29 protein-coding genes are annotated in these 26,290 nt (G+C 46.7%); all 29 read right to left on the minus strand.

Annotation, left to right across the window (positions count from 1 at the left end):
- Positions 1–46 precede the first annotated feature (46 nt).
- Positions 47–916: a sporulation protein YpjB gene (locus tag MHI55_RS19595; RefSeq protein WP_339186742.1), complete on the minus strand. Its 870-nt coding sequence runs from the start codon at positions 914–916 to the stop codon at positions 47–49.
- A gap of 66 nt (positions 917–982) precedes the next feature.
- Complete coding sequence (locus MHI55_RS19600; protein WP_091018277.1) at positions 983–1,609, minus strand: DUF1405 domain-containing protein; 627 nt, start codon at positions 1,607–1,609, stop codon at positions 983–985.
- Between the two features lie 110 nt (positions 1,610–1,719).
- On the minus strand, positions 1,720–2,604 hold the full coding sequence (locus MHI55_RS19605; protein ID WP_036607643.1) for a menaquinol-cytochrome c reductase cytochrome b/c subunit: 885 nt from the start codon (positions 2,602–2,604) through the stop codon (positions 1,720–1,722).
- Between the two features lie 21 nt (positions 2,605–2,625).
- Entirely contained in the window at positions 2,626–3,297 is a 672-nt protein-coding gene (locus MHI55_RS19610; protein WP_017687726.1) for a cytochrome b6, read from the minus strand.
- Positions 3,298–3,312: 15 nt separating this feature from the next.
- Entirely contained in the window at positions 3,313–3,852 is a 540-nt protein-coding gene (locus MHI55_RS19615) for a ubiquinol-cytochrome c reductase iron-sulfur subunit (RefSeq protein WP_036607648.1), read from the minus strand.
- A 192-nt stretch (positions 3,853–4,044) separates the two neighbouring features.
- Complete coding sequence (locus MHI55_RS19620; RefSeq protein ID WP_036607650.1) at positions 4,045–4,467, minus strand: DUF2487 family protein; 423 nt, start codon at positions 4,465–4,467, stop codon at positions 4,045–4,047.
- A 153-nt stretch (positions 4,468–4,620) separates the two neighbouring features.
- On the minus strand, positions 4,621–4,800 hold the full coding sequence (locus MHI55_RS19625; protein WP_017687723.1) for an IDEAL domain-containing protein: 180 nt from the start codon (positions 4,798–4,800) through the stop codon (positions 4,621–4,623).
- Between the two features lie 23 nt (positions 4,801–4,823).
- The gene (locus tag MHI55_RS19630) at positions 4,824–5,330 is read right to left on the minus strand and encodes a gamma carbonic anhydrase family protein (protein WP_339186740.1); all 507 of its coding nucleotides are present in this window, start codon (positions 5,328–5,330) and stop codon (positions 4,824–4,826) included.
- Positions 5,331–5,374: 44 nt separating this feature from the next.
- Complete coding sequence (locus tag MHI55_RS19635; RefSeq protein WP_036607656.1) at positions 5,375–6,493, minus strand: hypothetical protein; 1,119 nt, start codon at positions 6,491–6,493, stop codon at positions 5,375–5,377.
- Positions 6,494–6,727: 234 nt separating this feature from the next.
- Positions 6,728–7,327, minus strand: a complete 600-nt coding sequence (locus tag MHI55_RS19640) for a histidine phosphatase family protein (protein ID WP_076328398.1) — start codon at positions 7,325–7,327, stop codon at positions 6,728–6,730.
- A 43-nt stretch (positions 7,328–7,370) separates the two neighbouring features.
- Positions 7,371–8,006 (minus strand): zf-HC2 domain-containing protein, encoded by a 636-nt coding sequence (locus MHI55_RS19645; protein WP_036607660.1) that lies wholly within the window; start codon positions 8,004–8,006, stop codon positions 7,371–7,373.
- Positions 8,003–8,596: a sigma-70 family RNA polymerase sigma factor gene (locus tag MHI55_RS19650; protein WP_036607662.1), complete on the minus strand. Its 594-nt coding sequence runs from the start codon at positions 8,594–8,596 to the stop codon at positions 8,003–8,005. The genes MHI55_RS19645 and MHI55_RS19650 overlap by 4 nt, the downstream gene beginning before the upstream one ends.
- 727 nt (positions 8,597–9,323) lie before the next feature.
- Positions 9,324–10,418, minus strand: a complete 1,095-nt coding sequence (locus MHI55_RS19655; protein ID WP_074095636.1) for a prephenate dehydrogenase — start codon at positions 10,416–10,418, stop codon at positions 9,324–9,326.
- 26 nt (positions 10,419–10,444) lie between these two features.
- The gene (gene hisC, locus MHI55_RS19660) at positions 10,445–11,545 is read right to left on the minus strand and encodes a histidinol-phosphate transaminase (RefSeq protein WP_340386662.1); all 1,101 of its coding nucleotides are present in this window, start codon (positions 11,543–11,545) and stop codon (positions 10,445–10,447) included.
- 86 nt (positions 11,546–11,631) lie between these two features.
- Positions 11,632–12,438, minus strand: coding sequence for a tryptophan synthase subunit alpha (trpA, locus tag MHI55_RS19665; RefSeq protein ID WP_074095638.1), 807 nt, complete (start codon positions 12,436–12,438; stop codon positions 11,632–11,634).
- Entirely contained in the window at positions 12,435–13,634 is a 1,200-nt protein-coding gene (trpB, locus tag MHI55_RS19670) for a tryptophan synthase subunit beta (protein ID WP_017687714.1), read from the minus strand. The genes trpA and trpB overlap by 4 nt, the downstream gene beginning before the upstream one ends.
- Complete coding sequence (locus MHI55_RS19675) at positions 13,631–14,332, minus strand: phosphoribosylanthranilate isomerase (protein ID WP_340386663.1); 702 nt, start codon at positions 14,330–14,332, stop codon at positions 13,631–13,633. The genes trpB and MHI55_RS19675 overlap by 4 nt, the downstream gene beginning before the upstream one ends.
- Positions 14,333–14,367: 35 nt before the next feature.
- Positions 14,368–15,156 carry an indole-3-glycerol phosphate synthase TrpC gene (trpC, locus tag MHI55_RS19680; RefSeq protein ID WP_340386664.1) on the minus strand — a complete coding sequence of 263 codons (789 nt, stop codon included), beginning with the start codon at positions 15,154–15,156 and terminating at the stop codon, positions 14,368–14,370.
- On the minus strand, positions 15,146–16,186 hold the full coding sequence (gene trpD, locus MHI55_RS19685; RefSeq protein WP_091034830.1) for an anthranilate phosphoribosyltransferase: 1,041 nt from the start codon (positions 16,184–16,186) through the stop codon (positions 15,146–15,148). Before trpD ends, trpC begins: the two co-directional genes overlap by 11 nt.
- A 68-nt stretch (positions 16,187–16,254) precedes the next feature.
- Entirely contained in the window at positions 16,255–17,823 is a 1,569-nt protein-coding gene (gene trpE, locus MHI55_RS19690; RefSeq protein WP_036607674.1) for an anthranilate synthase component I, read from the minus strand.
- A 692-nt stretch (positions 17,824–18,515) separates the two neighbouring features.
- Entirely contained in the window at positions 18,516–18,893 is a 378-nt protein-coding gene (aroH, locus tag MHI55_RS19695; RefSeq protein WP_047843558.1) for a chorismate mutase, read from the minus strand.
- 5 nt (positions 18,894–18,898) lie between these two features.
- Positions 18,899–19,993, minus strand: a complete 1,095-nt coding sequence (gene aroB / locus MHI55_RS19700; RefSeq protein ID WP_340386665.1) for a 3-dehydroquinate synthase — start codon at positions 19,991–19,993, stop codon at positions 18,899–18,901.
- Position 19,994: 1 nt separating this feature from the next.
- Positions 19,995–21,164, minus strand: coding sequence for a chorismate synthase (gene aroC / locus MHI55_RS19705; protein WP_017687707.1), 1,170 nt, complete (start codon positions 21,162–21,164; stop codon positions 19,995–19,997).
- 178 nt (positions 21,165–21,342) lie between these two features.
- Complete coding sequence (locus MHI55_RS19710; RefSeq protein ID WP_047843560.1) at positions 21,343–22,137, minus strand: protein-glutamate O-methyltransferase CheR; 795 nt, start codon at positions 22,135–22,137, stop codon at positions 21,343–21,345.
- A 25-nt stretch (positions 22,138–22,162) separates the two neighbouring features.
- A complete protein-coding gene (gene ndk, locus MHI55_RS19715; RefSeq protein WP_017687704.1) occupies positions 22,163–22,606 on the minus strand; it encodes a nucleoside-diphosphate kinase in 444 nt (147 codons plus the stop codon).
- A 154-nt stretch (positions 22,607–22,760) separates the two neighbouring features.
- Positions 22,761–23,735, minus strand: coding sequence for a polyprenyl synthetase family protein (locus MHI55_RS19720; RefSeq protein ID WP_017687703.1), 975 nt, complete (start codon positions 23,733–23,735; stop codon positions 22,761–22,763).
- Positions 23,736–24,078: 343 nt separating this feature from the next.
- Positions 24,079–24,699 (minus strand): flavin prenyltransferase UbiX, encoded by a 621-nt coding sequence (locus tag MHI55_RS19725; protein WP_017687702.1) that lies wholly within the window; start codon positions 24,697–24,699, stop codon positions 24,079–24,081.
- Positions 24,700–25,566, minus strand: coding sequence for a UbiA-like polyprenyltransferase (locus MHI55_RS19730; RefSeq protein ID WP_340386666.1), 867 nt, complete (start codon positions 25,564–25,566; stop codon positions 24,700–24,702). It lies immediately after the preceding gene.
- Entirely contained in the window at positions 25,559–26,287 is a 729-nt protein-coding gene (locus tag MHI55_RS19735) for a demethylmenaquinone methyltransferase (protein WP_036607690.1), read from the minus strand. The genes MHI55_RS19730 and MHI55_RS19735 overlap by 8 nt, the downstream gene beginning before the upstream one ends.
- Positions 26,288–26,290: the final 3 nt, after the last annotated feature.

A 26,290-nucleotide genomic window follows, 5' to 3' on the forward strand; every position in this document is an offset into this window, starting at 1 on the left:
CTTTTTTTATATACCACTTATAGACCAGGATCAAGTTCATGTTCTATTAACGCCGAAAAGGAAAAATCCCCTGCTGCTGCGCACGATATTTACGATATCCGGCGTAACTAAGCGTTGCCACAATGACCGAACTAATCAGCAGCCCGGCTGCCCTGCGATCGGGACCCTGTACAAACGGTACAAAGGCACTCTCATCCTTCTCGCGACCAAACAACTTGTTCACCAGTTCCTCCCCATGGCCCACCATGCTCTTTAATTGAGCCAGATCAGGTTGCTTGGCAGCGGTAAGCCCTTTGGTATGAGATAACCAGGCGTCTATCTGAGCAATTTCATACGGTTCACGGCGAATCAGTGCGGCAGGACGAATCGTCTCATAATGCTCCTCCAGAACGGTGTAGCGGTTTGCCAGTACGGCCGCAGTTTGCCCTTGATTTGTAGCAGCGGATAAAGCGTCCAGATCGTTTTTCACGATTTTATAATATTGAAGCCATAAAGGCTTGGTTGGATTCGCGAGACTATCTGCTGCAAGTCTGAGCTTGGCTGAGGACTGCTGGAGAGAAGCATCGTCATTTTTCACCTTCACAACGGCTTGTTTCACTTCAACTATGGTTTCGGACAAGGCGTGAATGCCCTCGACTGTTGTTTGTCCCTCAAAGGAGATATGCTCCAGACTTTTACTGATACGCAGAATGCTTCCGCGCACTTCTTCAATATTATTCTCGAGCGCCTGACGATACAATATGGCTGCTTCCTCATTCAGTTGTGCAATTGAATTGCTTGTGGACACTTGCTGATCTGAATTCGAATTCAATGCTTCACTTTGCGCGGATACACGATATGCTAAGTTCGTCCACAGCATTATAGCTATAAACGATACCACCAATAAGCCAGTTTTGATCCCAAACGTTCTCTTCATGGACATCCCTCCCACCACCAATGTATGGCGGGGGACAGTTCATTAGAACAAGCTCAAGATCGGATATCAGGTTCGTTTCGCCTGTCTTAAGGCCAGCCACGCGCACAGAATGCTTACCAGTGTCAGTCCGAATGTGAAATTACGCACACCATCTACATGATCATAGAGGGAAGCGGGTAACCAAGGGTAAATATCATATGTATAATCCATCGTATCGTTCAACAGCGTCCAAAGACCTGCAACGACAAGGGAAGCCCAGCGGAAGCCGAAAAAGCGTACATAAATAAGAGCTTCAATGGCCATCGCACTATGCGAAGCAATCAACATCCAGTCTTGCCAGTGCTGTGTACCGCCTTGCATCCAGCCAGCAAAAATAATGGATACGGCCCACACGCCATATTTCACAGATGTAACCACGGCAAGCGCCTGAATCACATGTCCGATCCGTTTGATAATGATGGACCGTGGTGGGTACAAGACCCATAACAACGCTAAAGTAAAAAACAAACTCGCTGTTGGGCTATCTGGCACAAATACGATCTGCCACACCGGCTGCTCAGCCAGCGTCAATTTCATTTGCTCTCCGTACCAGATGTATCCGTATACCGTTCCTACCGCATTACACCAAAATAATAGCCACAGGAAATAACGATTGGTTAGAAATTCCCTACTCCAGAAATACGATAAAGCCACATTCCCTGCCCCTTCCTTCATCAATATTGTGCACGATACAGTGCTGTCCAAAAAAACACTTCAAAAAACCTGACCGCATAAACGATCAGGTTTCATTGGTTATTTCGATTTTACTGTTCTGCTTTCTGTTTCGCAAGCCATTCGGTCAGATGAGTGATCTCTTCATCCGTGACACCTTGAGCAATAGCATTATTGTACTGAGGTTGCATTGCATTGTAACCTTCTTTGATAATGGTCAGAATCTCTTCCTGGCTGTGCTTGTCACCTATGCCTCGAAGCGAAGGTCCAGTTGCGCCCTTCATATCAGCCGCATGGCAACCAATACATCCAGCCTTCTTGTACGTTTCCATTGCAGGATCATCCTGTTCCACGATCGCAACTTCTTCTTGCTGTCCAGGTGCATTGGAAACGGGTGGGAGCCCCTGTTCACGCCTCTCCAGCGCTTCTTCTTCACGTTGAATATGTTCAGGTTTCTGTCCACTTGCTTCCAACTCATGCTCGTAGTGCGTCCACGCTACATTTGTCAGGTAGAATACAGAAATGACCGACAAAATCATCAGTGATGAAGCAATTGGGCGTTTATAGAAACGCCGCTCCTTGCCTGTATCCAGGAATGGTGCCAGTAGCAAAGCTCCAAAAGCAACTCCGCTGACCCCCAGTACCCCGAGCAGAACGTAATCGCCCGATGCGTATGGATACTTCAAGTACTGATACAGGAAAAGGAAGTACCAGTCCGGCATAGGAATTACGGATGCGCTCGGATTGGCCGGATAGCCTAAAGGTGCAGGTTCTGAGATCGTGAGAACCAGAATCCCCACCAATACAACGACACCAACCATCCATTCTTTCAGCAGGAAGTTGGGGATAAAGGCTTCTGATTTGCCGGGATACGCCGTGTAATCAGGAGGGGTAATAAATCCCGCCCCTTTACGGACCCGTGAATCACCGACAAAGATAACCTTTTCCTCATCATCCTTCTTATGTCCGTGAGCCATTGCGATTCCTCCCTTCTCAGTTTATAGTGGTCCCGAAATGCCCTGTCTGCGGATCATGATAAAGTGTCCGACCAGAAGCACCAGAAGCACAGCGGGGAGGAAGAATACGTGCAGGGCAAAGAATCGGGTTAGTGTCTGTGCACCAACAATCGTACCGCCTTGCAGGAATTCTTTAATAATCGGTCCCAGCCAAGGAACCGTATTGGCAATCTCCAGTGTTACTTTTGTTGCAAAATAGGCTTTGTTATCCCATGGCAACAAGTACCCTGTCAGCCCCAGGCCCAACATGACGAAAAAGATCAGCATGCCAACAACCCAGTTCATTTCACGCGGTGCCTTGTAAGAGCCTGTAAAGAACACACGCATCGTATGTAAGAACATCATTACGATAACCAGACTGGCTCCCCAGTGGTGCATGCCGCGAACAATTTGGCCGAAGGCTACTTTGGTCTGCAGGTACTCCACACTAGCGTAGGCATTGATAATATCAGGTACATAATACATGGTCAGGAACATGCCTGACAGAATCTGAATAACAGTAATAAAGAACGTCAATCCACCAAAGCAGTACACGAATGCGGAAAAGTGATGAGCCGGATTTACATGCTCTGGAACTTCATGATCCGCAACGTCCCGCCAGATTGGCGTGATGTCAAGACGCTCGTCAATCCAGTCATAGACATTTTTAAACATCTGCGTTCACGCCTCCTAATTCACTCGGGTGTTCGGAACAATGTCGCCCAGATATACCCAACCCTGCTCTTCCTTGACTACGTACTCATCCAGCGGTTTGGGGGCTACGGCAAGATTCTTCCCTTCCTTGTCATAGTGCGCGCCATGGCAGGGGCAATGATACTCGTCAGGGTATTGCTTGTCACTATTCCAGCCTACTGTACATCCCAGATGTTTACAGATAGGTGAGAGTGCATAAATTTTACCCTGCTCATCTTTGCGAATCCACGCCACTAACGATGCATTACTCAGATACCAACCATCCTGTTGTTTAAGTTCAAAGGTGAATTCTTGAGGCTCATTCGTAATTTTGCTGATTTCAGCTACTTTGACAGAGGTGCCTTCTCCCTTATGTTGCAAAATCGGGTCCACCGCAAAACGGACCATAGGAAGGATTGCACCGGCGGCCATGTAGGCTGTAGCTCCACCAAGCGTGTACGTCAAAAACTGCCTGCGTGACATCTCCATGCGGCTTGGCAATTTCAATGAAGCTTCGTGGTCATGCTCACTGCTCATACTGTCTCCAACCCCCTTTTTCAGCCAACTCTCTCAAACGTTTTCATTTTCATAAATTCCACGACTTACTAGAACATACATAATCATATAGTAGCCCTAGAACACCGTCAAGAATTTGTCACACATTTTTAAGGTTCAATTGTAAGCGTTATTAAAAAATTGTTGTAAAATTGTCACATTTGTCGCTAAAAACTATTTTTTCCACAACTCTCGTATCTTTTCCCCTATAAATCTCGCAATCCCTTCTTCTCCGACCTCATGAGTTAAGACGGACCGACTCAAAACCAGATCAGCAGCTGGAATTTCCACGCCATCCAAATGACCATCCGATGACATAATAACCACATATTTGAATCCTGAGGATTTAAGCTGTTCGGACAAGGAATTTAATGTCATTGACAATTCCGAATTAGCATAATGAAAGGCTGGATAAGTCATGATTCTCCCTTTGAAAGGAATTTCGACCAGATCCAGAAAATCTCTCAGCCGCTCCAACGCCTCGGTAGCTTCAACTGGCGACTGCTCACCGCTAAGAGCTGTGTATGGAATAAGGCATGTATCCAGATAGAGTTGCAGTTCAGCCCAGCTGTCTTGAGTCATCTCACTGAATTTCAATTCCCTATATCCCCTCTCTATCCATTTTATTCCCATATTATATATGACTATATCTTATAAATCCAGACATTCATTTCGGAATTAAACATATTAAAAAAAGGAAACACGCATCTGCGCATTCCCTTTTATCTCAGAAAGGAACTATTTTGCTAATCAGTTTATGGTCCTCAGTTCATCCGTCAGACTCCGGAAAGCTACTTCGTCTCCGGTAGCTAACGCTTTATCGATTTCCAAATAGAGCTTCTCGCTGCGCTGTTTGCGAAGCGCTTCGTCCCAAACCATCTCAGCTGCCAGCCCCAACATGACTTCATACGTAACTTTCATTTTATCCAATAGGATGCACCTCCAAAACGGATTTAAGAGCTCCTATATTCTTTTCCTTTGGTAACATAACCCAGTGAAGTTCTGGACATCCGCTCCAGATCGGCATCAGTCAGCTCACGTATCACTTTGGCAGGTGTCCCCAAAGTAAGAGTATAGGGCGGAATTTTACTATTCTCAGTAACAACAGAACCGGCTCCAATCAGCGTATATTCGCCAATATCGGCTCCATTCAGCAGAATGGCTCCCATGCCGATTAATGATCCTGTTCCAATACAACAACCATGAATGATCGCTGTATGTCCTACTGAGACATCATCTCCCACAATCAAAGGTTGATCAGTATTGACATGCCCGACAACGTTATCTTGAATATTACAGCGCTTTCCAATGATAATAGGAGCCAAATCAGCCCGAAGGACTGCATTGAACCAAACGGAAGACTCTTCTCCCATTCTCAAATCACCGATCAGTTTTGCACCTTCAGCCATATATACCGAAGGGTGTAACTGAGGTTGTAGACCTTTGTATGGAATTATCATTATTATCACTCCTTAATTTGGGAGTGATTTTAGCAACTTGTCCTTCACTTGTCAAACATAATAGGCGTAATGTCTCCTGAGATGGAGCGACAGGATGCAGCAAGACGTGTGCCCCAGGCTGTCATTTGTATAGTCCTGCCTTCCTCATGTTCCCCAATACGGACCATGCCAAGATGCAACATCATTTTAACAATTCTGTTATCATAAATGGCCTCGGCCGTATCATAGTAAAACGGCTGAATGAACGGACCGATCTGACGAAACAGCGACTCGGCGGTTGACCATTCTTGGGCACATTCGCCTGTCCAATACACAATAGAGGACAGATTGGGAATAGCACCTTTATACAATCTTAACCAAAACCTAAATAGCTGTATCATTTCGGCTGTTTTCTCAGCTCCCAGCTTGTCTTCTCCAGCTGGTGATAACTTCAGCGTGCCTTGCTCCTCACGAACTAGCCGATGGTGAAATGCATAGTCGTAGAGAAGTGCGAAACGATCCGGGTAATCCTTGAAGGAACGGCCATATCCGAATCTCCATCCACCTTTGCCCACCAATTCCTCACTAATGTGCAGATGCTCCATAATCTGCTGTTGAGAGCGACGGTACATCATGCCTTCAGCGTTAAGGGCAATTTCGTGCTGCTGGACAAACTGCAGGAACAACTTGAGATCATCCGCTAAGAGATGATACTCATCCCGATACATGGGTGGTTCCGTTGTTTTGGTAATCCCTGCTCGCAGATGTGTGGATAACACATCCCTGAATCTTAATTTCAGATCCTGGGGTACCTGATACAAATACCTGGTCTGCTGCGTTGTCCCATTGAACAACCATCCACTCTTATTGAAGCGAACGATGAGATCACGTGGACTCGCGCCAGCCTCACTCTCCTTTTTGTCCATCGATTGACGGGCTATGGCAATGAGTTCTTCCATACCATAATACTGGCGAGGATCAAACAACAAGTTGTTCAAAAAGCGCTGATCTGCTTGATTCAGTTGACGTACCTGCTGCTCAAAAAAGGGTCTGCTGCCCAATGTAGTGAGAATACTCTGGATGAGTTCATGTTTGGAATTGGGCTTGCATTCACATTGGTAATAGTCTGCTATTCGATTAAGCTGGCCAATATCGGCAAAAGTAAGCATATCCGCTAGATTCATGGGTCCATCGCCTCGCCCGTTAACTACTTCGACTACTGATTCGAAGCCTGAAATAGTTTGGTTTTGTAAACATCGTTGACGGAATTCCCATAATCTAAACCTCTTTTTGGAAATCTTTTATGTTTTAAACCATACTATGCCCAGAGTTGGTCAATCAGAAGAAAAATGAGAGGTTTGAAATCATATACAGTCTTTATTTCCCCATAAAACGCAAAAAAAACAACCCAAGTTGGATTACTCAGGTTGTTTCGCTGTGTCCAAAGACAGATGTCGTGTGCAATTATATAACAGTGGACTCCAGTCATCACGTTCCTTTTCCAGGATCGTCAGTGACAGGTTTCCAATCCGTTCTGTATACCGATCTTTAAACAAAGCTGTTAAAAGGTTGGCTAAGAAAGCTCCGTGAGTGACAATGAGTACGTTTTGGTCAGAATAGGCCGACCATAGATCTTCCAGAAACGCCAGTGCACGAATCTGGATATCCGCTATCTGCTCCTGTCCCAAGTCTAATGTCTCCCAGGCTTGGCCCCAACGGGCAACCCGTTCTTCTGAAGTCAGACCTTCAATCTGACCAAAAGCCCTTTCTTTCAACCGTGCGTCTGGCTTGAGCAAAGGTACATTCAACAGCTTGGAGATAATCTCCCCTGTTTCCTGTGCCCGCGATAATCCACTTGTGATGATATAGTCCCATTGGTATTCTTCCGTCAGCAGACGTCTTCCCAGGCGCTCTGCCTGTTCACGACCTTCTCCATTCAGAGGAATATCCGTCTGACCCTGTATACGGCCCGCCGCATTCCAGTCTGTAAGACCGTGACGAATAAGCCCGATTCGCACTTACATCCCTCATTTCTCCACACGGCGAACGAAAGGTTATTACCTATGCACTCGCACCTTGTTTGCGTTTATTCGTTGTTCGATGCATACGTCCAAGAGAAAATAACGCCATTCCTATTGCAAGTAAAGAGAGGGCCATCCAATACTGCGGATATGCAGGTCCCATGCTCACAACAAAAGGTTCTATGATACTTCCTCTGTCCGCTCCAGTCATGTTGTACTGATACATGCCAGAGGACGATGGTCCGCTTCCGGCAACCCCTGTCTCCAGGATACCCGTAGTAACAACTTTGGTTTGCTCAGCTTCTGATACGTCTGGCTTAAACATTGCCATATACAGAAAGCTGCATAAAAAAATAGCCAGGAACGCGGCAATCCACAAAGACATATGCTTGCGGATCACAGCAGAGAAACGATTAACCTTTACCTCTTCTGGCAGTAACCATGGAGACTCCGCGTAGATCCGGTCCATAACGTTACGGTTCACTCTCTCTGCTTGTTGTTCTGTCACTGGAACCGGAATGCTGTGCAGCAAGATCTGAGCTTCTTCCCAGACCTCAAACTGCTCGGAGCACTCTTCACAACCAGCGAGATGAGCATGAAATGCAATCCGCTGAGGATGAGTTTCCGGCAAGTCCCAGACCAGTGCAAACAGTTCCTGGGCTTCATTGCAATTCATCGGTTCTTCATCCCTTCATATGGCTCGTACACCGGTTCGAAGAAATAAGGTTCCAATTGAGTTTTTACGCTTGATCTTGCTCTGAATAATAGCGATTTCACAGAACTGACGCTCTGCCCAAGAATATTCGCAATCTCTTGGTAGTCTAGTTGATCATACTCACGGAGTATAATCGCAGAACGCTGCTTCTCCGGCAAATTGTTAATCGCATCCCTAACCAGCATCACCCGCTCGCTGCGTAGTACAGCATACTCCGGTGTATTCTCCGAAGGAGCAACGGGAACAATCCCGCTCTCTTCAAGTGGGACATTTCCGCTACGCTGTTTGCGAAGCTCACTCAGTACCGTATTTCTCGCAATGGTATATAACCATGTTGAGAATGAGGCATCCACCTCACGGAAAGAGTGCAGACTGCGGAACGCCTTATAGAAAGTCTCAGAACAGAGATCTTCCGCAAGCAGCTCCATATTGGAACTTTTCAACATATGATATACGAAAGCCAGTATTTTACGCTGATAACGACTCATCAGCTCGGAATATAACTCCAGGTTACCTTCCTTGATCTCTCGAATCAACTGGGAATCCGTCATTTGAGTGCGACCCCTCCTCGCCCATCCATGTGCTTCTCCCCGTTCGACTCTATCCATGTATTACCGAACAGGCACAAAAAAGTTGCGGTTCTCACCGCATATAAAAAGCGTTCAGCGCCATAACTGGCCTTCCCGCCAAATTCCCCTATGTAATGGCAATTTCCCCAACGTTTCTACATTAACAGTATTTATTGTACAACGGTCTGCATCATCCTGGCAAATCCATTGGCATCCACAAAACCCGACCTGTCATTCATATGCGGTCATTTTCACGTTCATGACTTCATTTTGAGCCTTTTTGGTAACCCTTGCTTATATAGACGGACGATATACCGAAAAGGTTACAAAAATGTGATATTTATTGGATCTAAGGTATCCTAACAGATTAAGGAGGGAGATGTAAATAGAGGATGTAAGTCCAAGTGTAACTATTAACATATCAATGCCTTTCCCAAAACTTTTTAAGACAAAAAAAAGACCGCTTACATAAGCGGCCATTGCTCACGTGGAGCAATACAGTTATTGGATAGGAGTGGAGAGAAACCATACTGTACCCTTATTATATGTATACGTTTTCATTTTGTCAACACTTTCAGTAAAATTGTTTGAATTAATTATATCTTTCGGTAAATCAGGATAATACATCCTTTTTTTTCTGTGACTGAAAATCAAATAACCACTCCAATATAACCTCACAAAAAAGAGGGCTTTCGCCCTCTTTCTCGTCTTATATCCACACTTGATAGCCTAAGGAATCCAATAACGTCTTGGCTCGTTCCATGTCTTCTTCCTGACGGAAAGACAGACGCATAATGCCCGGCACATCCACCCGGTTTTCGATAATCTCCAAGTTGCTCAAGTTGATGTCATTCGCCCCAAGCTCAGTTGCGATCTTACCGATCATACCCGGTGCATCCTGAACATCAGTATACAGATCAAATAACGGCGAAATCATGCCTTTGCGTCGTTCTGGTAATATACTGCGAAACTCGCGGGCCTGACGGAATGCCTCCTCTATACCTTCACCGTTCTTATGTTCCAGCATATCCGTAAAGGCCGTCATCTGGCTATTCCAGTCCTTAAGCAAGCCCAGCAGTACATCACGGTTGCTAAGCAAGATATCTCTCCACACAATCGCGTCACTAGACGCAATCCGGGTAATATCCCGGAAACCACCTGCAGCCAGCATTTTATACAGTGGATTCGACTCATTATATTCACGCACCTGATTCACCAGCGCAACAGCAATAACATGTGGCAGATGACTAATCGCCCCCACGATGTCATCATGGAGCAGAGGCTCCACACGCACGATCTGTGCCCGCGTATACGCAAGCAGCTCAGACAGCCTGCTGTAGGCTTCCTCAGGTACATGTTCTGAAGGGGTTAAGACATAGTATGCATTCTCAAACAATACAGCTGAGGCCGCATCTACGCCTGCACGCTCCGACCCTGCCATAGGATGACCACCAATGAAGTAAGCGTCAGTCAACCGCACATGCTCGGCACAAGCGGCAATGGAAGCTTTAGTGCTTCCTACGTCCGTGATGATACATCCTTTTTTCAATGGCAGCTTGGAGAGCTTTTCGAAATAGGATTCAAGCAAACCTACGGGAACGCACAAAAAAATAAAGTCGGCATCCTCTACCGCTTCTTCCAGAGAGAGCGTAGCATCATCCACTACACCGCTCGCTATGTACTTGTCCTTCAGTTCATCCAAGTGGGCGTAGCCCATCACGGTTACACCTGGCTTGCCTTTGAAGCAGAGTGCCAGTGAACCGCCGATGAGTCCTACACCAATCATTGCAATTTTTAGTTTCATGGGTCCTCACTCTTTCATCGCCAGTATTAAGGGCGTGCTACCGCCTTCTCAGCCAGCGTGTTCTCCAGTGCCGTGACAAATGCACGGTTCTGTTCTGATGTTCCGACGGACACACGAATGTAAGTTGGGTATACGTGGAATCCTGAGCGAACGATAATGCCTTGTTTGAGCAAGGATTGGAACGCAATTGCCGAAGGCATATTCAGGTCAACCATAATGAAATTACCCTGTGAAGGGAAATACGACAACCCGAGCCGTGTAAATTCATTTTGCAGGTAATCCCGATCCGTTGCATTCCGCTTCGAGCACTCTTGAACAAAATCCTGATCCAGTAGTGCAGCTTTTGCCGCAACCTGTCCAAAACGGGAGGTGTTAAACGGTTCACGTACACGGTTAATCAAATCAATAATTTCGGGACGTGCAATACCATATCCGATCCGAAGCGAAGCCAAACCGTAAATTTTGGAGAATGTCCGCAGGATGACCAAGTTCGGATACCGTTCGATCAATGGTATACTTTGCGGGTATGCTTCATCGGTTACGAATTCATAATAAGCTTCGTCCAGTATGACCATCACATGAGCAGGCACACGGTCCATAAAGGCTGTAAGTTCCTGCTCGGAGATAATCGTACCTGTCGGATTATTTGGATTACACACCCATACTGCTTTGGTTTTGTCGTTAATTTGCGCGAGCATCGCGCTCAGATCATGCGTGCCATCTTTCAGAGGCACTTCGATGGACACGGCACCCTCAATATCTGCATTGCTTTTATATACAGAAAATGTCTGATCTGCCATGATGGTCTCGTCACCCGGCAAGAAGAAAGCTCTCGTGATCAAAGCAATAATCTCATCGGAACCACAACCAAATATTAAGTTGTTCCGTTCAACGCCAAGATGCTTGGCAAGAACTCCCGTCAGCTCAACCGAGCTACCGTCTGGGTATATGCTTATATTCGTCATTTCTTTCGTAATGGCTTCCAGGGCGGCAGGAGAACTGCCGTAAGGGTTTTCGTTGGAGGCCAGCTTGATGACTTGTTCAAGCCCCAGTTCACGTTTCACTTCTTCAATCGGTTTGCCCGGCTGGTACACAGGCAGATTGACAATCTGGGATTTCGGTTTCAACCCGACCGCCTCCTGTTATTGAAATAATGTTAGACACGAATCAGCGTGCACCTCATGTGTCCAAAAGATGTCCTTTCAGGACATCTCTATCCCTTTAATTGTGCCACAAAGTTGCGAATTTGCAACAGTCCCGCTGCACGCGTATCCGGATTTTCAAGCAGAGGAATCGCATCTTCCACCTGACGAACGATGGCACTACCTACTACAACGCCATCGCATATACGGGAGAAATGTGCCACCTGCTCATGACTGGAGATACCAAAACCTACCGCTACTGGGAGGTCTGTCAGACTTTTCACCGTCTCAATAAAGCTCTCTACGCCATCAAAGAAAGAAGCTCTCTCTCCGGTTACCCCAAGGGATGATACACAATAGATAAAGCCACTCGCGCCCGTTACAATCCGCTCAATCCGGGCATTAGATGTAGGTGCAACAAGCGGCACCAGATGCACACCAGCACGATTTGCGCGTTCTCGCATCTCTTCCGCTTCCTCAATCGGCAGGTCCGGAATGATCATGCCACTAATATCGTGTTTGACCAATTCATCAAAGAATACATCCAGGCCTGTCTGCAATACCGGATTATAATAGGTGAACAGTACAAACGGCAGTTTCACACCTGCCTTACGAGCTTTTGCAGCGGTTTCCATCACAGTACGAATAGTAATCTGGCTTTTCAGCGCACGTTCGGAAGCGCGCTGAATGACTGGGCCATCTGCAAGCGGATCGGAATAGGGAACACCCAGTTCCAAAATATCCGCTCCAGCCTGTTCAAGCTCCTTGATGATATCAATCGTTGTGTCCACATCCGGGTCTCCCACGGTTAAAAATGGAATAAGTGCCGTACGATTCTGTTCCTTCAATTGCTGGAAGGTCTGGTCCATCAGATTCATCCCAAGTCACCTCCCGTGTATTTCATGATCGATTCAACATCCTTGTCTCCACGTCCCGACAGACAAATGACTACAATATCATCTGCTGTAAGTTCAGGCGCCAGTTTGACAACTTGAGCTACCGCATGTGCAGACTCCAGAGCAGGAATGATTCCTTCCGTCCGACATAGGAGTTGCAGGGCATCCAGTGCTTCCTGATCCGTGATCGGTACATATTTTGCCCGTTCAATATCCTTGAGATAGGAATGTTCCGGACCAACACCCGGATAATCAAGTCCGGCCGAGATGGAATGCGCTGGCTGAACCTGTCCATACTCATCCTGCAACAGGTAACTCATAGATCCTTGGAATACACCATGCGTACCTTTGGTCATCGTTGCAGCATGATACTCGGTTTCGACCCCTTTGCCTGCGGCTTCAACACCAACAAGTTTCACATCCTGATCACCGATAAATGGATAGAACATACCAATCGCATTACTTCCTCCACCAACAGCGGCTACAATTACATCCGGCAAACGCCCTTCGATCTCCTGAATCTGACGACGGGTCTCATCACCAATCACACGTTGGAAATTCCGCACCATCATCGGATATGGATGAGGACCAACCACTGATCCGAGCACATAGAATGTATCCTCCACATTGCTGACCCAGTAGCGAAGCGCTTCATTACCAGCATCCTTCAGTGTCCGTGTTCCCGACGTCACCGGAATCACTTCTGCTCCGAGCAGCTTCATCCGAAATACGTTTAACTGTTGACGCTCTGTATCTTCTTCGCCCATAAATACTTTGCATTCCAATCCAAGCAATGCGGCTACGGTTGCCGTTGCAACGCCATGTTGACCTGCACCCGTTTCGGCAATAACTTTCTTTTTGCCCATCCGTTTGGCAAGCAAACCTTGTCCAATGGCGTTGTTAATTTTGTGCGCGCCTGTATGATTGAGATCTTCACGTTTCAGATAAATTTTCGGTCCGCCCAATCGGCGTGACAATTGCTCTGCATGATACAATGGCGTTTCACGTCCAGAATACTCGCTTAGCAGATAGTTCAGTTCCTTGTTAAATTCCTCATCTTCAGAGAAGTGGCTGTATGCCTCCTCCAACTCAATAAGTGCGTTCATTAGTGTCTCAGGTACAAAGCGGCCTCCGAAGTGACCGAAACGCCCGTGTTGATCCGGCAATTGATGTGTCATGCCTGCTTCACCCTTTCTACGAATGCTGTAATTTTGGCAATATCCTTCACACCTTCAGTCTCCACGCCGCTGGATACATCGACGCCGAAAGGTGTATATGTCTGTATTAGTTGTTGTACATTGTCCGGCTGCAAACCTCCTGCAACGAACAGAGCAATTTCGCGACTTTTTGCCCATTCAGCATAGGCAGGGATTCGCTCCCAGGCAAACGTTTTCCCGGAGCCCCCTCCATATAGAGGATCATGGGTATCAAGCAATATCGCATCCACGTATTTATCATAAGTATCAAGAGCCCTTATGGCTGCATCATCAGCTTCCGGTCCCGTTTCATCTTTGGGAAAAGAAAAAACTTTGAACACTGCGGCATTCCACCGCTGCTTCACCTGCTGGCAAAATTCCGCAGTCTCCTGTCCATGCAGTTGAATAACATCCAGCTGAGCAATGTCCATAATGTGTTCCAGTTCTTCGAGCGTAGGATTCACAAATACACCCGCAAGCTTCGGCCGATCATAGGTAGACCATTCGAACAACACCGTTCTTAATGCAGCAGCCTGCTCGGGTTCGATTCGGCGGCGTGATTTGGCAAAAACAACACCAATGTAATCCACAGGCAAGTTTCTCATCGATTTTAGCACTTCAACGTCCTGAAGTCCACATATTTTTACGGCCGCTGGCAGCGGGTTTCTCAGTTCTGACATACTGTCGCCTGTGCCATCGTGTATGGAAGTATTCATCATTTGGGCCCCATCAGATCATATACAGCCGCCTCGACATCATCCTTGCGCATGAGATGCTCACCTACGAGAATACCATGAACACCGGCCTGGATCAGAGGTACTGTTGATTCTGGTCCGTCAATACCACTTTCGCTAATCAAGGTAACGCCACTTGGAATCAATTCCATCAAATCCAGTGTTGTGTTCAGACTGGTTTCGAATGTTTTCAAATTACGATTGTTGATGCCCACAAGTGTTGCCTGCGGAATCTCCAATACCTGCTCCAGTTCTGTTCGATCATGGACTTCAATCAAGGCATCCAGCCCCAAACTTTTGGCAAATTCCAGATATTGACGAATCTGTTCAGGTGTCAGAATGCTGGCAATCAACAGTATCGCATCCGCACCCAGTAATCTTGCCTCGGCAATCTGTCGTTCATCTATAATAAAATCCTTGCGCAATAGCGGAATGTTCACTGCTTGATGGATAGCCTGCAAGTACTCGTTGCTGCCTTGAAAATACGACACATCTGTTAATACGGAGATGCAGTCTGCACCCGCTCGCTCATAAGCAGCAGCAATCTCTACCGGATGAAAATCCGGACGAATTAACCCTTTGGATGGCGAAGCCTTCTTCACTTCAGCAATAAGGCCGAGTTTGCGATTGCGTCCGCTTGATAGTGCTTGTTCAAACCCCCTAGTTGCGGGTAGTTGTTCGATTTTTTGGATAGCTTCATCCATGTTAAATGTTTGTGCAAGAACTTCAACTTCTTTATGTTTGGTTGCAACGATTCGATCAAGATACATGACTATACGCCTCCGTTGTATGAATTAACTGTTCAAGCTTCCCGGCAGCTTTGCCCGAATCTACCGCTTCTGCGGCAAGTGTCACCCCTTCAGCAATGCTATCTGCAAGACCGGATACATAGATGCACGCTCCGGCATTCAACAGAACGACATCACGATAGGCACTCTGCTCACCCTGGAAGATCCTCTTAATAATTTCGGCATTCTGTGCCGCATCTCCTCCAAGTACCGCTTCGAGCGGATGTAGAGACAAACCCATATCACGTGGATCAATATCATAGGTGTGCACTTCACCATTGCGAAGTTCAGATACCTGAGTTGGTGCCGAGATACTGATTTCATCCAGACCATCATGGCTGGCCACAACCAACGCTCTTTTGAGACCAAGACGATTCAGTACTTCAGCAATCATCGGCGTCCGGGAACGATCATACAGGCCAAGCAGTTGGCGATCTGCTCCCGCAGGATTCGTTAACGGTCCGAGCATATTGAAAATGGTACGAACCCCCAGCTCTTTTCTTGGTCCTGCTGCATGTCGCATGGAAGGGTGATATACCTGGGCAAAACAGAAGCAGATTCCGATATCATCCAGACATTGTCTGGCCTGCTCACCGTTCAGATGGATATTTACACCGAGTGCCTCTAATACATCTGCACTACCCGCTTTGCCTGAAGCTGAACGGTTGCCATGTTTGGCGACCCGAACCGAGACGGCCGAAGCAATGATCGCGGATGCTGTGGAAATGTTGAATTTGTGAATACCCGATCCACCTGTTCCACACGTGTCCAGCAAGCCGCTGCCATCCGTTAGAATTCGTCCGCCCTGACCACGCATGGCTTCAGCAAAACCGGTGATCTCATCTACCGTTTCACCCTTCATCCGTAGCGCCATCAGCAAACCTCCGATTTGAGCCGGCGTTGCCTCACCTCTCATGATCGAGTACATCAAATCTCTTGCTTCGGCTTGCTCCAGATGGCTGCCCTCTAGAATCTTCGCCAGGCCATTTTTCATGCCTTCCTCACGAGTAATCTCAGCAATAGGGGTTACAGGGTTCTCATTCATTATTGGGTTTATGTTCATCTCCGGTCTCTCCTCTCTCAGTTCTTAGCGGCCGCTGGTGTGACAAAGTAGTCTGCATTCGCCAGTCTCAACGTGCTGTCCTTTTCTTTGGCAGGAAACATTGCTTCTGCTGTTCGAATCGCCTTGAGCAATGCTTTAGCTTTGTTAACCGTTTCCTCATATTCATTCTCAGGCACAGAATCCCATACGATTCCCGCTCCGGCCTGTACATACGCTTTTCCTTTTTTAAAAATAATCGTACGAATCGTAATACAGGAGTCCATGTTACCCGAGAAACCAAGGTATCCGATTGCTCCTGCATAAGCTCCACGTGCCTCTTTCTCCAGTTCCGCGATAATCTCCATTGCACGCAGTTTCGGTGCTCCGGATACAGTACCCGCTGGCAAGCAAGAGAGGAATGCATCGAAGAAATCCTTATCTTCTCTAAGCTCGCCCGTAACGTTGGATACCATGTGCATAACGTGAGAATACCGTTCAATCTCCATGAACATGTCACACTTCACACTGCCGAAACTGGATACCCGGCCCAGATCGTTACGCCCCAGATCAACTAGCATCAGATGCTCCGCGCGTTCCTTCTCATCCTGGAGCAGATCAGCAGCGAGTGCACGATCTTCCGCTTCTGTTGCCCCTCTTGGACGTGTACCTGCAATCGGTCGTGTCTCCACACGATTCCCGTCCACCTTGACCAGCGCTTCTGGCGAAGTACCCACGATAATCTCATCATCCATTTTGAGGTAATACATATAAGGTGATGGATTCAGGGTCCGAAGCACACGATACACGTGAAGCGGAGAAACTTCCGTATCAATGTGGAAACGCTGGGATAATACCACTTGAAAAATATCACCTGCGCGAATGTAATCTTTGGCTTGCTCTACATTACCGATAAATTGCTCCTTCGTGAGGTTGGAGCGAATATCCCCCAGTTCCACGTCTCCCGGAATGGAACGCGGATTCAGGTTCTCTCCTGGTCCTTGCTGCTGCAAACGTTCTGCGGCCTGCTCCAGCTTCTCCGAAGTCACTGCATACGCTTGACGTATCTCGTCATCCGTTGCACCGTCCTTGACGTGTACATTACCGACGAGCAGCATCTGCTGCTTCACATGGTCAAACACGATAATCTGGTCACAGAACATAAAGCGAATGTCATCCATATTCAGGTCATCCAGCGCGTGAGCTGGAAGTTTCTCATAATAGGACAGCAAATCATATCCGAAGAAACCAATTGCCCCACCTGTGAATGGTGGCAGTTCATCATCTTTTGGACTGCGATACTTACGCAGCAGTGCTTTCAGTTCTTCGATCGGTTTACCTGGCAATTCACGAGTCTTCCCTGCTTCTTCTACAACAATCCGGCCCTTCTTGGCCGAAATCATCAGGAACGGATCTGTACCGATGAACGAGTATCTCGCCCATTGGATACCGCCCTCTACACTTTCCAACAGGAATGCCCGGTCGTTGTCAGCATAACGGCGGAATATTCGAATCGGAGTCTCCATATCTGCCAGAATCCGTTTGACTACCGGAATCAGATTATACTCATTCGACATTTTCAGTACTTGATTAACGTTTGGCGTTATCATCAGATCACGTCCTTTCAGATTTAGGTAAGTTCAACTAAAGAGGTTTACACTGAGCACTCCGATGACAGAACAACCTTCCGATCGCTGTTATCCCCAGATTTTTTTGATTCCCTTTCTAAAGGGAAAATCCGGTGATAAAGGCGCACGCTTCGCTTCTTCACGTTATTTCTGTCCTCTTCGTTTTTGTGTAAAAGTTTAGTTGAACTTATAGGGGGAGAAGAAACAATTCAATGTACAAAAAAACCTCTACCATCAGGTAGAGGCTTGGTTATAAGCTGTATTTAACAGGGTGATGCTTCATAAATAACAAGTCCCTATACTTCGCTGTCGGATTATTCACAGGTCGCTGAATTGATGCATCTCACATCATCCAAATCGGGAAAATAAATTAGTTATAACACTTCAACTACTCATTCCAATATTACGTAAAATATAGGAGAGTGCATTGATTGTGTTTGTACCAAAATATATCAAAACAAAAGATGTCCTATGACACGTTTGTTTTCCCTATTCCTGTTACCTATTCCGTAGCACGACGTACCGTGAATCAGTTGACCGGTTTCTGTTGCCCCGGTTACCACCCACTAGACTCTGCTATATACTCCACTAGCTCAGCTGCTCTCAGCTCAATCTCAACTCTACTCAACTGGTTCTCACTATACATCATTATGATCGGTTTGACAACCCACTACTTAAGAGCCGGAAGGTGCTGCCAAATCGGGACGTAATGCCTGTGCACCGTTCAGATACACATGGTTGATTTCATTCTGAGCTTTGTTTGTATTCACATGCACCATGAAACGAATGCACTGCGCCAAGGCACCTTTAACAGGAACCTCCAGTGCACACATTAGTGGTACGAGTTCCCAACCATCCAGTTGACGAATAGCTTTTGCCGGGAAAGCAGCATCCAGATCCCCAGTTAACGTAATCCACACACTGCAGATATCTTCCGGTTGGATCTCATTGCGATCCACGATCTCCTGCAACAATACAGCCGTTTCCTTCAAAATCTGTTCTTCGTTGTTCTGCGTGACTGTTGTAGCCCCGCGAATTCCCCGTGTGACCATTGCTGTTATTCTCCCTTCCTGAGCATTTCAATGACGTCCCGAACTTCCGACACAGGTACGTCCTTCACAATTCTTGCAGCTCCAATCCGATCAGGAATGATAAACACCATATGACCTTCACGGAACTTTTTGTCATGCATCATCGCTTCCATTAATGCATCCGTGTCGAGATGCGCAGGCATCGTTGTTGGAAGGCGAAGTGAACGCAACATGCGGACCGTATCTTCATAGAGCCCTGCTGGCGCACCAAGCTTCTCACCAAGCAATGCTGATCCAGCCATACCGATCGAGATCGCTTCTCCGTGCAGGAATTCTCCATAACCGGCAATCGCTTCAATGGCATGACCAATCGTATGTCCCAGGTTCAACAACGCACGTTCTCCATTTTCACGTTCGTCTCTGGATACAATCTCTGCCTTAATGCCACATCCACGTTCCAAGCCGTATCCAAGTGCTTCCGGATTAAGCGCAAGCAGTTCTTCCGCATGTTCCTCACACCAATGTGCAAAAGCCTCATCACGGATCAGCCCGTGCTTCAGCATCTCTGACAACCCTGCCGATACATCTCGTGGTGGCAAGGATTGAAGTGTGTCCACATCATAGAGCACTAGCTCGGGCTGGTGGAATGCACCAATCATATTTTTGGCCAGCGGATGATTGACAGCCACCTTGCCGCCTACACTGCTGTCATGCGCCAAAATCGTTGTAGGCACTTGAACAAACTTCACTCCACGCATATATGTAGCGGCAACAAAACCAGCCAGATCACCTACGACACCACCACCTAGGGCCAGAATCGCAGAACTCCGATCCAGTTTGCCTTCGATCGCAACGGTCATCATATCCTGGTACACCGAAAGGGATTTCGATGTTTCACCAGAGGGCACAACCGCCGATACGACTGTATAACCAGCCGTACGCAGCGTTTGCTCCAAACCTGACAAGTATTTGGGAGCCACATTTTCATCTGTAATGATGAGTAACGGACTTTTTTTGGTTAAGCCATATTGCTCAAAATATTGAGGGGCTTGTGCCAATAGGCCGCTACCAATCAGAATCGGATATGAGCGTTCCTCCAACTGTACCGTCAGCTGACGCATATTAGTAATTCTCCAGTTGAGCGTTATAACTAGCAACATTGGCACGGATCTCTTCCATGGAATCCCCGCCGAATTTCTCCAGGAATGCTTTGGCAATTTCCCACGCTACAACATGCTCCATCACGACACTCGCTGCTGGTACAGCACAAGCGTCTGAGCGCTCAACCTGAGCCGTAAATGCTTCTTTTGTATCAATATCGACACTTTGCAGTGGCTTATACAACGTTGGGATCGGCTTCATCACACCACGTACAACGACTGGCATACCGTTTGTCATACCACCTTCGAATCCACCCAAACGGTTGGTTGCCCGGTGGTAGCCGCGCTCATCCGTATGCATGATTTCATCATGCACCTGTGATCCTCGAATGACTCCGGCTTCGAATCCGATACCAATCTCTACACCTTTGAATGCATTAATGGACATTACGCCTTGAGCGATTCGTGCATCCAGTTTGCGATCGTATTGAACATAACTACCAAGACCAATAGGTACACCTTCAACGATACATTCCACTATTCCTCCGATGGAATCGCCTTCTTGTTTAATCTGGTCAATGTAGGCTTCCATCTTCTTCTCTGTCTCAGCATCCGTAACACGTACAGAGGAAGCTTCTGTCACTGCGATCAGTTCATCAATCGGAAGGTCCTGATATGGAGCTTCGATCTCTCCAATGCGAAGTACACGTCCAGCTACCTTGATTCCGAATTCAGCCAGGAATTGACGTGCAATGGCACCACATGCCACACGTACCGTTGTCTCACGTGCACTGGAGCGCTCCAGTACGTTACGCAAGTCTTTGAGATTATACTTGAGTCCACCGTTCAGATCAGCGTGTCCGGGACGTGGACGATGAACGCGACGTTTCTCTTCGTCACTGCCTTCAATCGGCTCAATATTCATAATATTCTGCCAATGTTTCCAGTCGTTATTTTGAACAACCAGCGCTACCGGAGCACCTGTTGTATATCCGTGACGGATACCACCAACAAAATTCGCCTGATCCTTCTCGATCTGCATCCGGCGTCCACGGCCATATCCCTTTTGGCGGCGGTGAAGCTGGAAATTCAGTTCTTCAAAATCAATCGTCAAATTACTTGGCAATCCTTCAATAATAGCGGTCAATTGGGGTCCGTGCGTCTCCCCTGCGGTTAAATAGCGTAAACTCATAATACGTTCCCCCTTTAAACTGTTAAACTTCACATTGCTAAAATCCCATAATTTCTTTGCTTATTATAGTATAGCTGACCGGCTTTGACAAGAAAGTCGGCGCTTTCTTGTACTTGGTATACAAATAACCGCCTGAACACATGTACATGTGCTTCAGACGGCTGAACAACCATTATCATTATTTTTTCCGATAGAAGAATGTCTCTGCTGTCTCCAGACCATATTGTCCCGGGGAGAAGATCTGCTCCGTACTGCCCACAAACAAAATACCGCCTGGACGCAAACTTGCTGCAAATTTGTGATACAACAGGTTTTTGGCTTCCTCGGTAAAATAGATCATGACATTTCGGCACACAATCAGATCGTACCCATCGTCAAAACGGTCCACCAGCAAATTTTGTTTCATGAACTTGATCGAATTTTTGAGTTGCTCATCAATACGGTATACCAAGCCATCCTGCTTGAAGTAACGGTTCGCCGTTTCCTTTGGCACATCCTTAAGCGAGCGTTCCATATAACGCCCTTCCTTGGCTTTGGCCAATGCACCTTCATCCAGATCACTTGCCGTAATGGAGCTGTCCTTCAAAATGCCCATCGTGTCCAGAATCATGGCAAGTGTATAAGGTTCTTCACCTGTTGAACAAGCCGCACTCCAAACTTTAGCACGACGCTTGGACCCCAGCAGCTCAGGCAGGATCTCGTCCCGCAGCACTTCCCAACGATTGGGATTACGCCAGAATTCCGACACGTTAATCGTCATACGATCAAGGAATTCGTAAAACAATGATTTATCTTTCTGCATAGCTTCAAAAAAGTTAGAAAATGTATGAAACCCGTTTTTGTTGCGAAGTGTGGTCAGCCTTCTTTTCATCTGGCCTTCCTTGTATTGAGCAAGATCAATGCCTGTGCTCTCTTTGATTTTACGAATGAATCCGGTGTAATCCGGGTCTAGTAGTTGTTCTTGCTCCAGCATCGTGTATCACCCTTTTGGCTAATAATTACAACCAGGCTGCGATGCTCTTGTCGTATACCACCAGTTCATCTGAAGCAAAGAAATTTGCTGCTTCACGGGAAGCACTTTCCGGTGAATCTGCCCCATGAATCAGATTATGTGGTGTGTGGCTGGCGAAGTCTCCGCGAATGGTACCCGGAGCTGCTTCCTTCACATTGGTTTTTCCGATGACGATGCGCGCAAGCGCCACAATATCGTCGCCTTCCCACACCATGGCAAATACAGGCCCCGATGTGATAAAACGAACCAGATCATCGAAAAACGGTTTGCCCTCATGTTCAGCATAATGGCGTTTTGCCTGATCCTCAGACATCTGCACCAATTTGCCTGCCACCAACTTAAATCCTTTGTCTTCCAGACGGCTAATAATTCGACCGATCAATCCACGCTGCACACCATCCGGCTTCACCATCAAAAATGTACGATCCATCAGCTCACTCCTCACTCACGGTTCAAAGTTAATCACTATGTAAACGCAATCCCTTTGATTGTAACATACATGTCCAAATCCTCCCAATGAGGAATCTCACAGTTCTGTTCAACTTTGGGTATGAGTAATCTGAGAGTCGAAGGTCATACATTGTTTAATGCGTACGTTTAACCACAAAATGAGCGATATCACGCAGGTTTTTGGTCGTCTTGATGTTAGGTAGCTGATCGAGAGCATCGAGCGCTTTCTTCATATATCGGTCAGCAAGGGCTTCTGCTTTAGCAATTCCTTGACTTTGGCGAATCATTCCAATTGCATCCGATGCACTTGCCCGTCCTTCTTCATGCTGGACACGGGAAATCTCCTTAAGCAAAGGTTCCCGCAGATCGGATTCTTCCAAGGCATAAAGTACAGGAAGAGTGATATTTCCTTGCTTCATGTCACTGCCAGGTGGCTTGCCAAGTTGTTTCTCAGTACCTACCAGATCAAGTACATCATCTTGAATCTGGAAAGCCATCCCCACATTGTATCCGTACGTATACAGCAGGGAAGATACATGCTCAGGCGCACGTGTAGCCAATGCCCCTAACTGACAACTAACTGCAATCAGAAGTGCTGTTTTGCGGCGAATACGCAGCAGATAGTTACGAACACTTTGTCCCGTATTGAAAAAGTCGCGAATTTGCTCCATCTCACCAATGGACATCTGTACCATAGCTTTGGCAAGGATACGATGAATCGCTGGATCGGATAATCCGGCAGTCATTTCAAGTGCCTTACCGTAGATATAGTCTCCAGTGTACATGGCAATCCGGTTATCCCATTTTGACTTCACCGTGGGTTTGCCTCGGCGTGTCTCCGCATTATCAATGACATCATCATGAACGAGGGATGCCGAATGGATGAGTTCCAGCGGAACCGCAACCAGCTTCAGACGTTCAATGTCGTATGTACCAAATTTCCCACCAAGTAACACAAAAACGGGCCGCAACCGTTTTCCTCCTGCTTTGAGCAAATGAAGTGACGTTTCACTCAGCAGCTTCTGTTCTCCTCGAACACTGCGATACAATTCTTTCTCAATGTAATCCATGTCCTTTTTTAACAACCCGAAAATATCCAATAGTTTCATTCGTTCACCCGTATCAGCGTATTGTCAGTCCATAAATTCATGCTTACCTTCCCCTCCAGCAAGTCGGGCCTGCAGGCATTACGAAAAACCCGGCTTACCGTTCTTGCTTGTGTTGTTCTATAAGGTAATCTAACGTGTTTTTCTTCTCCGAATGTCATAGCCGACACCCGAAAATTAAACTCTGCGACTTGTTCTGAAACAAAATACAGAAGTTGCCGGAGCATGGGTCAAGACTGTGGTTCATGAAGACTCACCATCAGTGCTCACCAATACCCCGGGATTCGGGGGACAAATAAACCGAGCAACACTTTGGCAAAAAACAGCCTTGTATCGAACTCAGTCGTTATCCCCGTTCATCCGGTTCTCCCCATCTTGTAAACAGTTGATGTGGGATGCGCAAGCTATCCAGCACTTTACCCACTAAAAACAGAATCAACTCATCCATAGTCTGAGGTTTGTAATAAAAAGCAGGCATAGCCGGTATCATTCGTACACCAAGACGAGAAAGCTTCAGCATGTTCTCCAGATGGATTGCATGAAGAGGCGTCTCACGTGGTACGAGGATCAATGTTCTTCCCTCTTTCATCATAACATCCGCTGCGCGAGACATCAGATTATCCGACGATCCCTGCGCGATGGACGAAAGAGTTCCCATCGAACATGGCATGATAATCATGCCGTCGGCCAGATAAGAACCACTTGCAATGGAGGCCCCTATATCACTCACAGGATGATAGATCAGAGAACCGGCACGGTTGCCGAATTTTTCTTCCAGCACCGCGTCCCGATTCGTCACATCCCAGTCCAATTCTTCTTTCAGTACACGCCACCCTGCATTGGATATGACCAGATGAACGTTATATTCCAAATCAAGCAGCGTTTCAATTAATCGAATGCCATATATACTGCCACTCGCTCCGGTAATTCCGACAACCAGTCGTTTATTGTCCGGCTGCTGCACCATTTATTTCACCGCCAGATCAATCAGAGTGAACGTAAATACGATTAAACTAAGCAAACTGTTCATGGTAAAAAACGCTGTTTGAACACGACTCATATCATTAGGCGATACAATATAGTGTTGATAGAACAGAATTCCATACGTCACCAACATGCCTGCGCCATACCACCAGCTCAGATCTGTCATCAACAATAACGCAAGAAAACCAATTGCAGTAATCACATGGAAGAACTTAGCGATCTGCAAGGATTTAACCAGGCCAAAACGGGAAGGTATGGAGTGAAGACCCTCTCCCTGATCGAATTCCAGATCCTGACATGCATAGATAATATCAAAGCCCGCTGTCCAGAACACAATCGTAACGTACAGCACAATCGCTGTCCAATCCATCGTTCCTGTTACAGCTACCCAGCCACCAAGTGGTGCCAAACCAATCGTCATTCCGAGAACAATGTGGCATAACCATGTGAATCGTTTGGTGTACGAATACAGTACCAACATAAACACAGCAATAGGCAACAGCTGCATCGATAATACATTAAGATTGGATGAGGCCCAGAATAACAATATAAATGAGATAATGACAAATATAACAACTTCCCCATTTTTCAACAGTCCTGCCGGGATGGCTCTCATCGCGGTACGCGGGTTTTTGCCATCAATCGCTTGGTCAATAATTCGGTTCAAACCAAAAGCCGCACTACGTGCACCGATCATCGCAAGCAATACCCACAAGATCTGCATCCAGCTTGGGAAGGTATCATTCACTACCATGGAGCCGAGGATCGCCCCCATAAATGCAAAAGGTAAAGCAAAAAGCGTGTGTTCAATCTTGATCATTTCTAAAAAGATGCGAATTTTCCTAAACATGCTGATTCTCCTTGGTTCCAATATGCAGTGCCGCGATACCTCCGGTCAGAGGGTAGGCCTGCACTTGTTGTAATCCAGTTTCTGCAAAAATGTCTGCCAGTTCCTGCCTTCCCGGGAAAATGGCCAGTGAGTCCGGCAGCCATTTGTACTGCTCAAAACTTTTAGCAAACACTTTGGCAAGATTCGGTAAAACCTTCTCAAAATAAAAATAATAAATGCCTTTGAACGGCTGCCATGTTGGCTTGGACAATTCCAGGCACACAACCATACCACCCGGTTTGACCACACGTTTCATTTCAGACAACACTTGTCTGAGATCAGGTACATTACGCAACCCAAAACCGATCGTCACATAATCAAACGAATTGTCTTCAAAAGGAAGTGACATGGCATTTCCCTGTGTCAGGGTAATCTGTTTTTGACGTTGCACCGCATTGATCTTTGTCTGGCCGACCTCCAGCATGTTGCTACTGAAATCAAGTCCGTGCATGTGCCCCGTTTCACTTGCCTCTGCCATAGCAAGCGTCCAGTCACATGTGCCGCAGCACAAATCAAGACCGGTATCGCCTTTGGACATATTCATCTTTTTCATGGTGAATTTACGCCAAGCCTTATGCCTGCGGAAACTTAAAATATCATTCATGACATCATATTTTCCGGCTATACTCTGAAAAACCGAATGGACATATTCTTCTTTCGGTTTGGTCTCTCCGCTCCCCATTCG

The sequence above is a fragment of the Paenibacillus sp. FSL E2-0151 genome, assembly GCF_037993015.1.
In the GTDB taxonomy this organism is placed as follows: domain Bacteria; phylum Bacillota; class Bacilli; order Paenibacillales; family Paenibacillaceae; genus Paenibacillus; species Paenibacillus amylolyticus.

What these genes read in the sequence shown, in the direction of transcription:
- aroC (WP_017687707.1), bottom strand. Translation starts at nt 21,164, where the DNA reads ATGAGTTTACGCTATTTAACCGCAGGGGAGACGCACGGACCCCAATTG.
- trpE (WP_036607674.1), bottom strand. Translation starts at nt 17,823, where the DNA reads ATGATAACGCCAAACGTTAATCAAGTACTGAAAATGTCGAATGAGTAT.
- MHI55_RS19615 (WP_036607648.1), bottom strand. Translation starts at nt 3,852, where the DNA reads ATGAGCAGTGAGCATGACCACGAAGCTTCATTGAAATTGCCAAGCCGC.
- MHI55_RS19655 (WP_074095636.1), bottom strand. Translation starts at nt 10,418, where the DNA reads ATGAAACTAAAAATTGCAATGATTGGTGTAGGACTCATCGGCGGTTCA.
- trpB (WP_017687714.1), bottom strand. Translation starts at nt 13,634, where the DNA reads ATGACACATCAATTGCCGGATCAACACGGGCGTTTCGGTCACTTCGGA.
- MHI55_RS19635 (WP_036607656.1), bottom strand. Translation starts at nt 6,493, where the DNA reads ATGAATCTAGCGGATATGCTTACTTTTGCCGATATTGGCCAGCTTAAT.
- MHI55_RS19720 (WP_017687703.1), bottom strand. Translation starts at nt 23,735, where the DNA reads ATGAAACTATTGGATATTTTCGGGTTGTTAAAAAAGGACATGGATTAC.
- trpA (WP_074095638.1), bottom strand. Translation starts at nt 12,438, where the DNA reads ATGAATCTGATGGACCAGACCTTCCAGCAATTGAAGGAACAGAATCGT.
- MHI55_RS19725 (WP_017687702.1), bottom strand. Translation starts at nt 24,699, where the DNA reads ATGGTGCAGCAGCCGGACAATAAACGACTGGTTGTCGGAATTACCGGA.
- MHI55_RS19610 (WP_017687726.1), bottom strand. Translation starts at nt 3,297, where the DNA reads ATGTTTAAAAATGTCTATGACTGGATTGACGAGCGTCTTGACATCACG.
- MHI55_RS19730 (WP_340386666.1), bottom strand. Translation starts at nt 25,566, where the DNA reads ATGTTTAGGAAAATTCGCATCTTTTTAGAAATGATCAAGATTGAACAC.
- trpC (WP_340386664.1), bottom strand. Translation starts at nt 15,156, where the DNA reads ATGTATCTTGATCGAATCGTTGCAACCAAACATAAAGAAGTTGAAGTT.
- MHI55_RS19710 (WP_047843560.1), bottom strand. Translation starts at nt 22,137, where the DNA reads ATGCTGGAGCAAGAACAACTACTAGACCCGGATTACACCGGATTCATT.
- MHI55_RS19645 (WP_036607660.1), bottom strand. Translation starts at nt 8,006, where the DNA reads ATGAATTGCAATGAAGCCCAGGAACTGTTTGCACTGGTCTGGGACTTG.
- MHI55_RS19605 (WP_036607643.1), bottom strand. Translation starts at nt 2,604, where the DNA reads ATGGCTCACGGACATAAGAAGGATGATGAGGAAAAGGTTATCTTTGTC.
- ndk (WP_017687704.1), bottom strand. Translation starts at nt 22,606, where the DNA reads ATGGATCGTACATTTTTGATGGTGAAGCCGGATGGTGTGCAGCGTGGA.
- MHI55_RS19595 (WP_339186742.1), bottom strand. Translation starts at nt 916, where the DNA reads ATGAAGAGAACGTTTGGGATCAAAACTGGCTTATTGGTGGTATCGTTT.
- MHI55_RS19650 (WP_036607662.1), bottom strand. Translation starts at nt 8,596, where the DNA reads ATGACGGATTCCCAGTTGATTCGAGAGATCAAGGAAGGTAACCTGGAG.
- MHI55_RS19735 (WP_036607690.1), bottom strand. Translation starts at nt 26,287, where the DNA reads ATGGGGAGCGGAGAGACCAAACCGAAAGAAGAATATGTCCATTCGGTT.
- MHI55_RS19630 (WP_339186740.1), bottom strand. Translation starts at nt 5,330, where the DNA reads ATGATAATTCCATACAAAGGTCTACAACCTCAGTTACACCCTTCGGTA.
- MHI55_RS19675 (WP_340386663.1), bottom strand. Translation starts at nt 14,332, where the DNA reads ATGTCAGAACTGAGAAACCCGCTGCCAGCGGCCGTAAAAATATGTGGA.
- aroH (WP_047843558.1), bottom strand. Translation starts at nt 18,893, where the DNA reads ATGGTCACACGGGGAATTCGCGGGGCTACAACAGTCACGCAGAACAAC.
- aroB (WP_340386665.1), bottom strand. Translation starts at nt 19,993, where the DNA reads ATGCGTCAGCTGACGGTACAGTTGGAGGAACGCTCATATCCGATTCTG.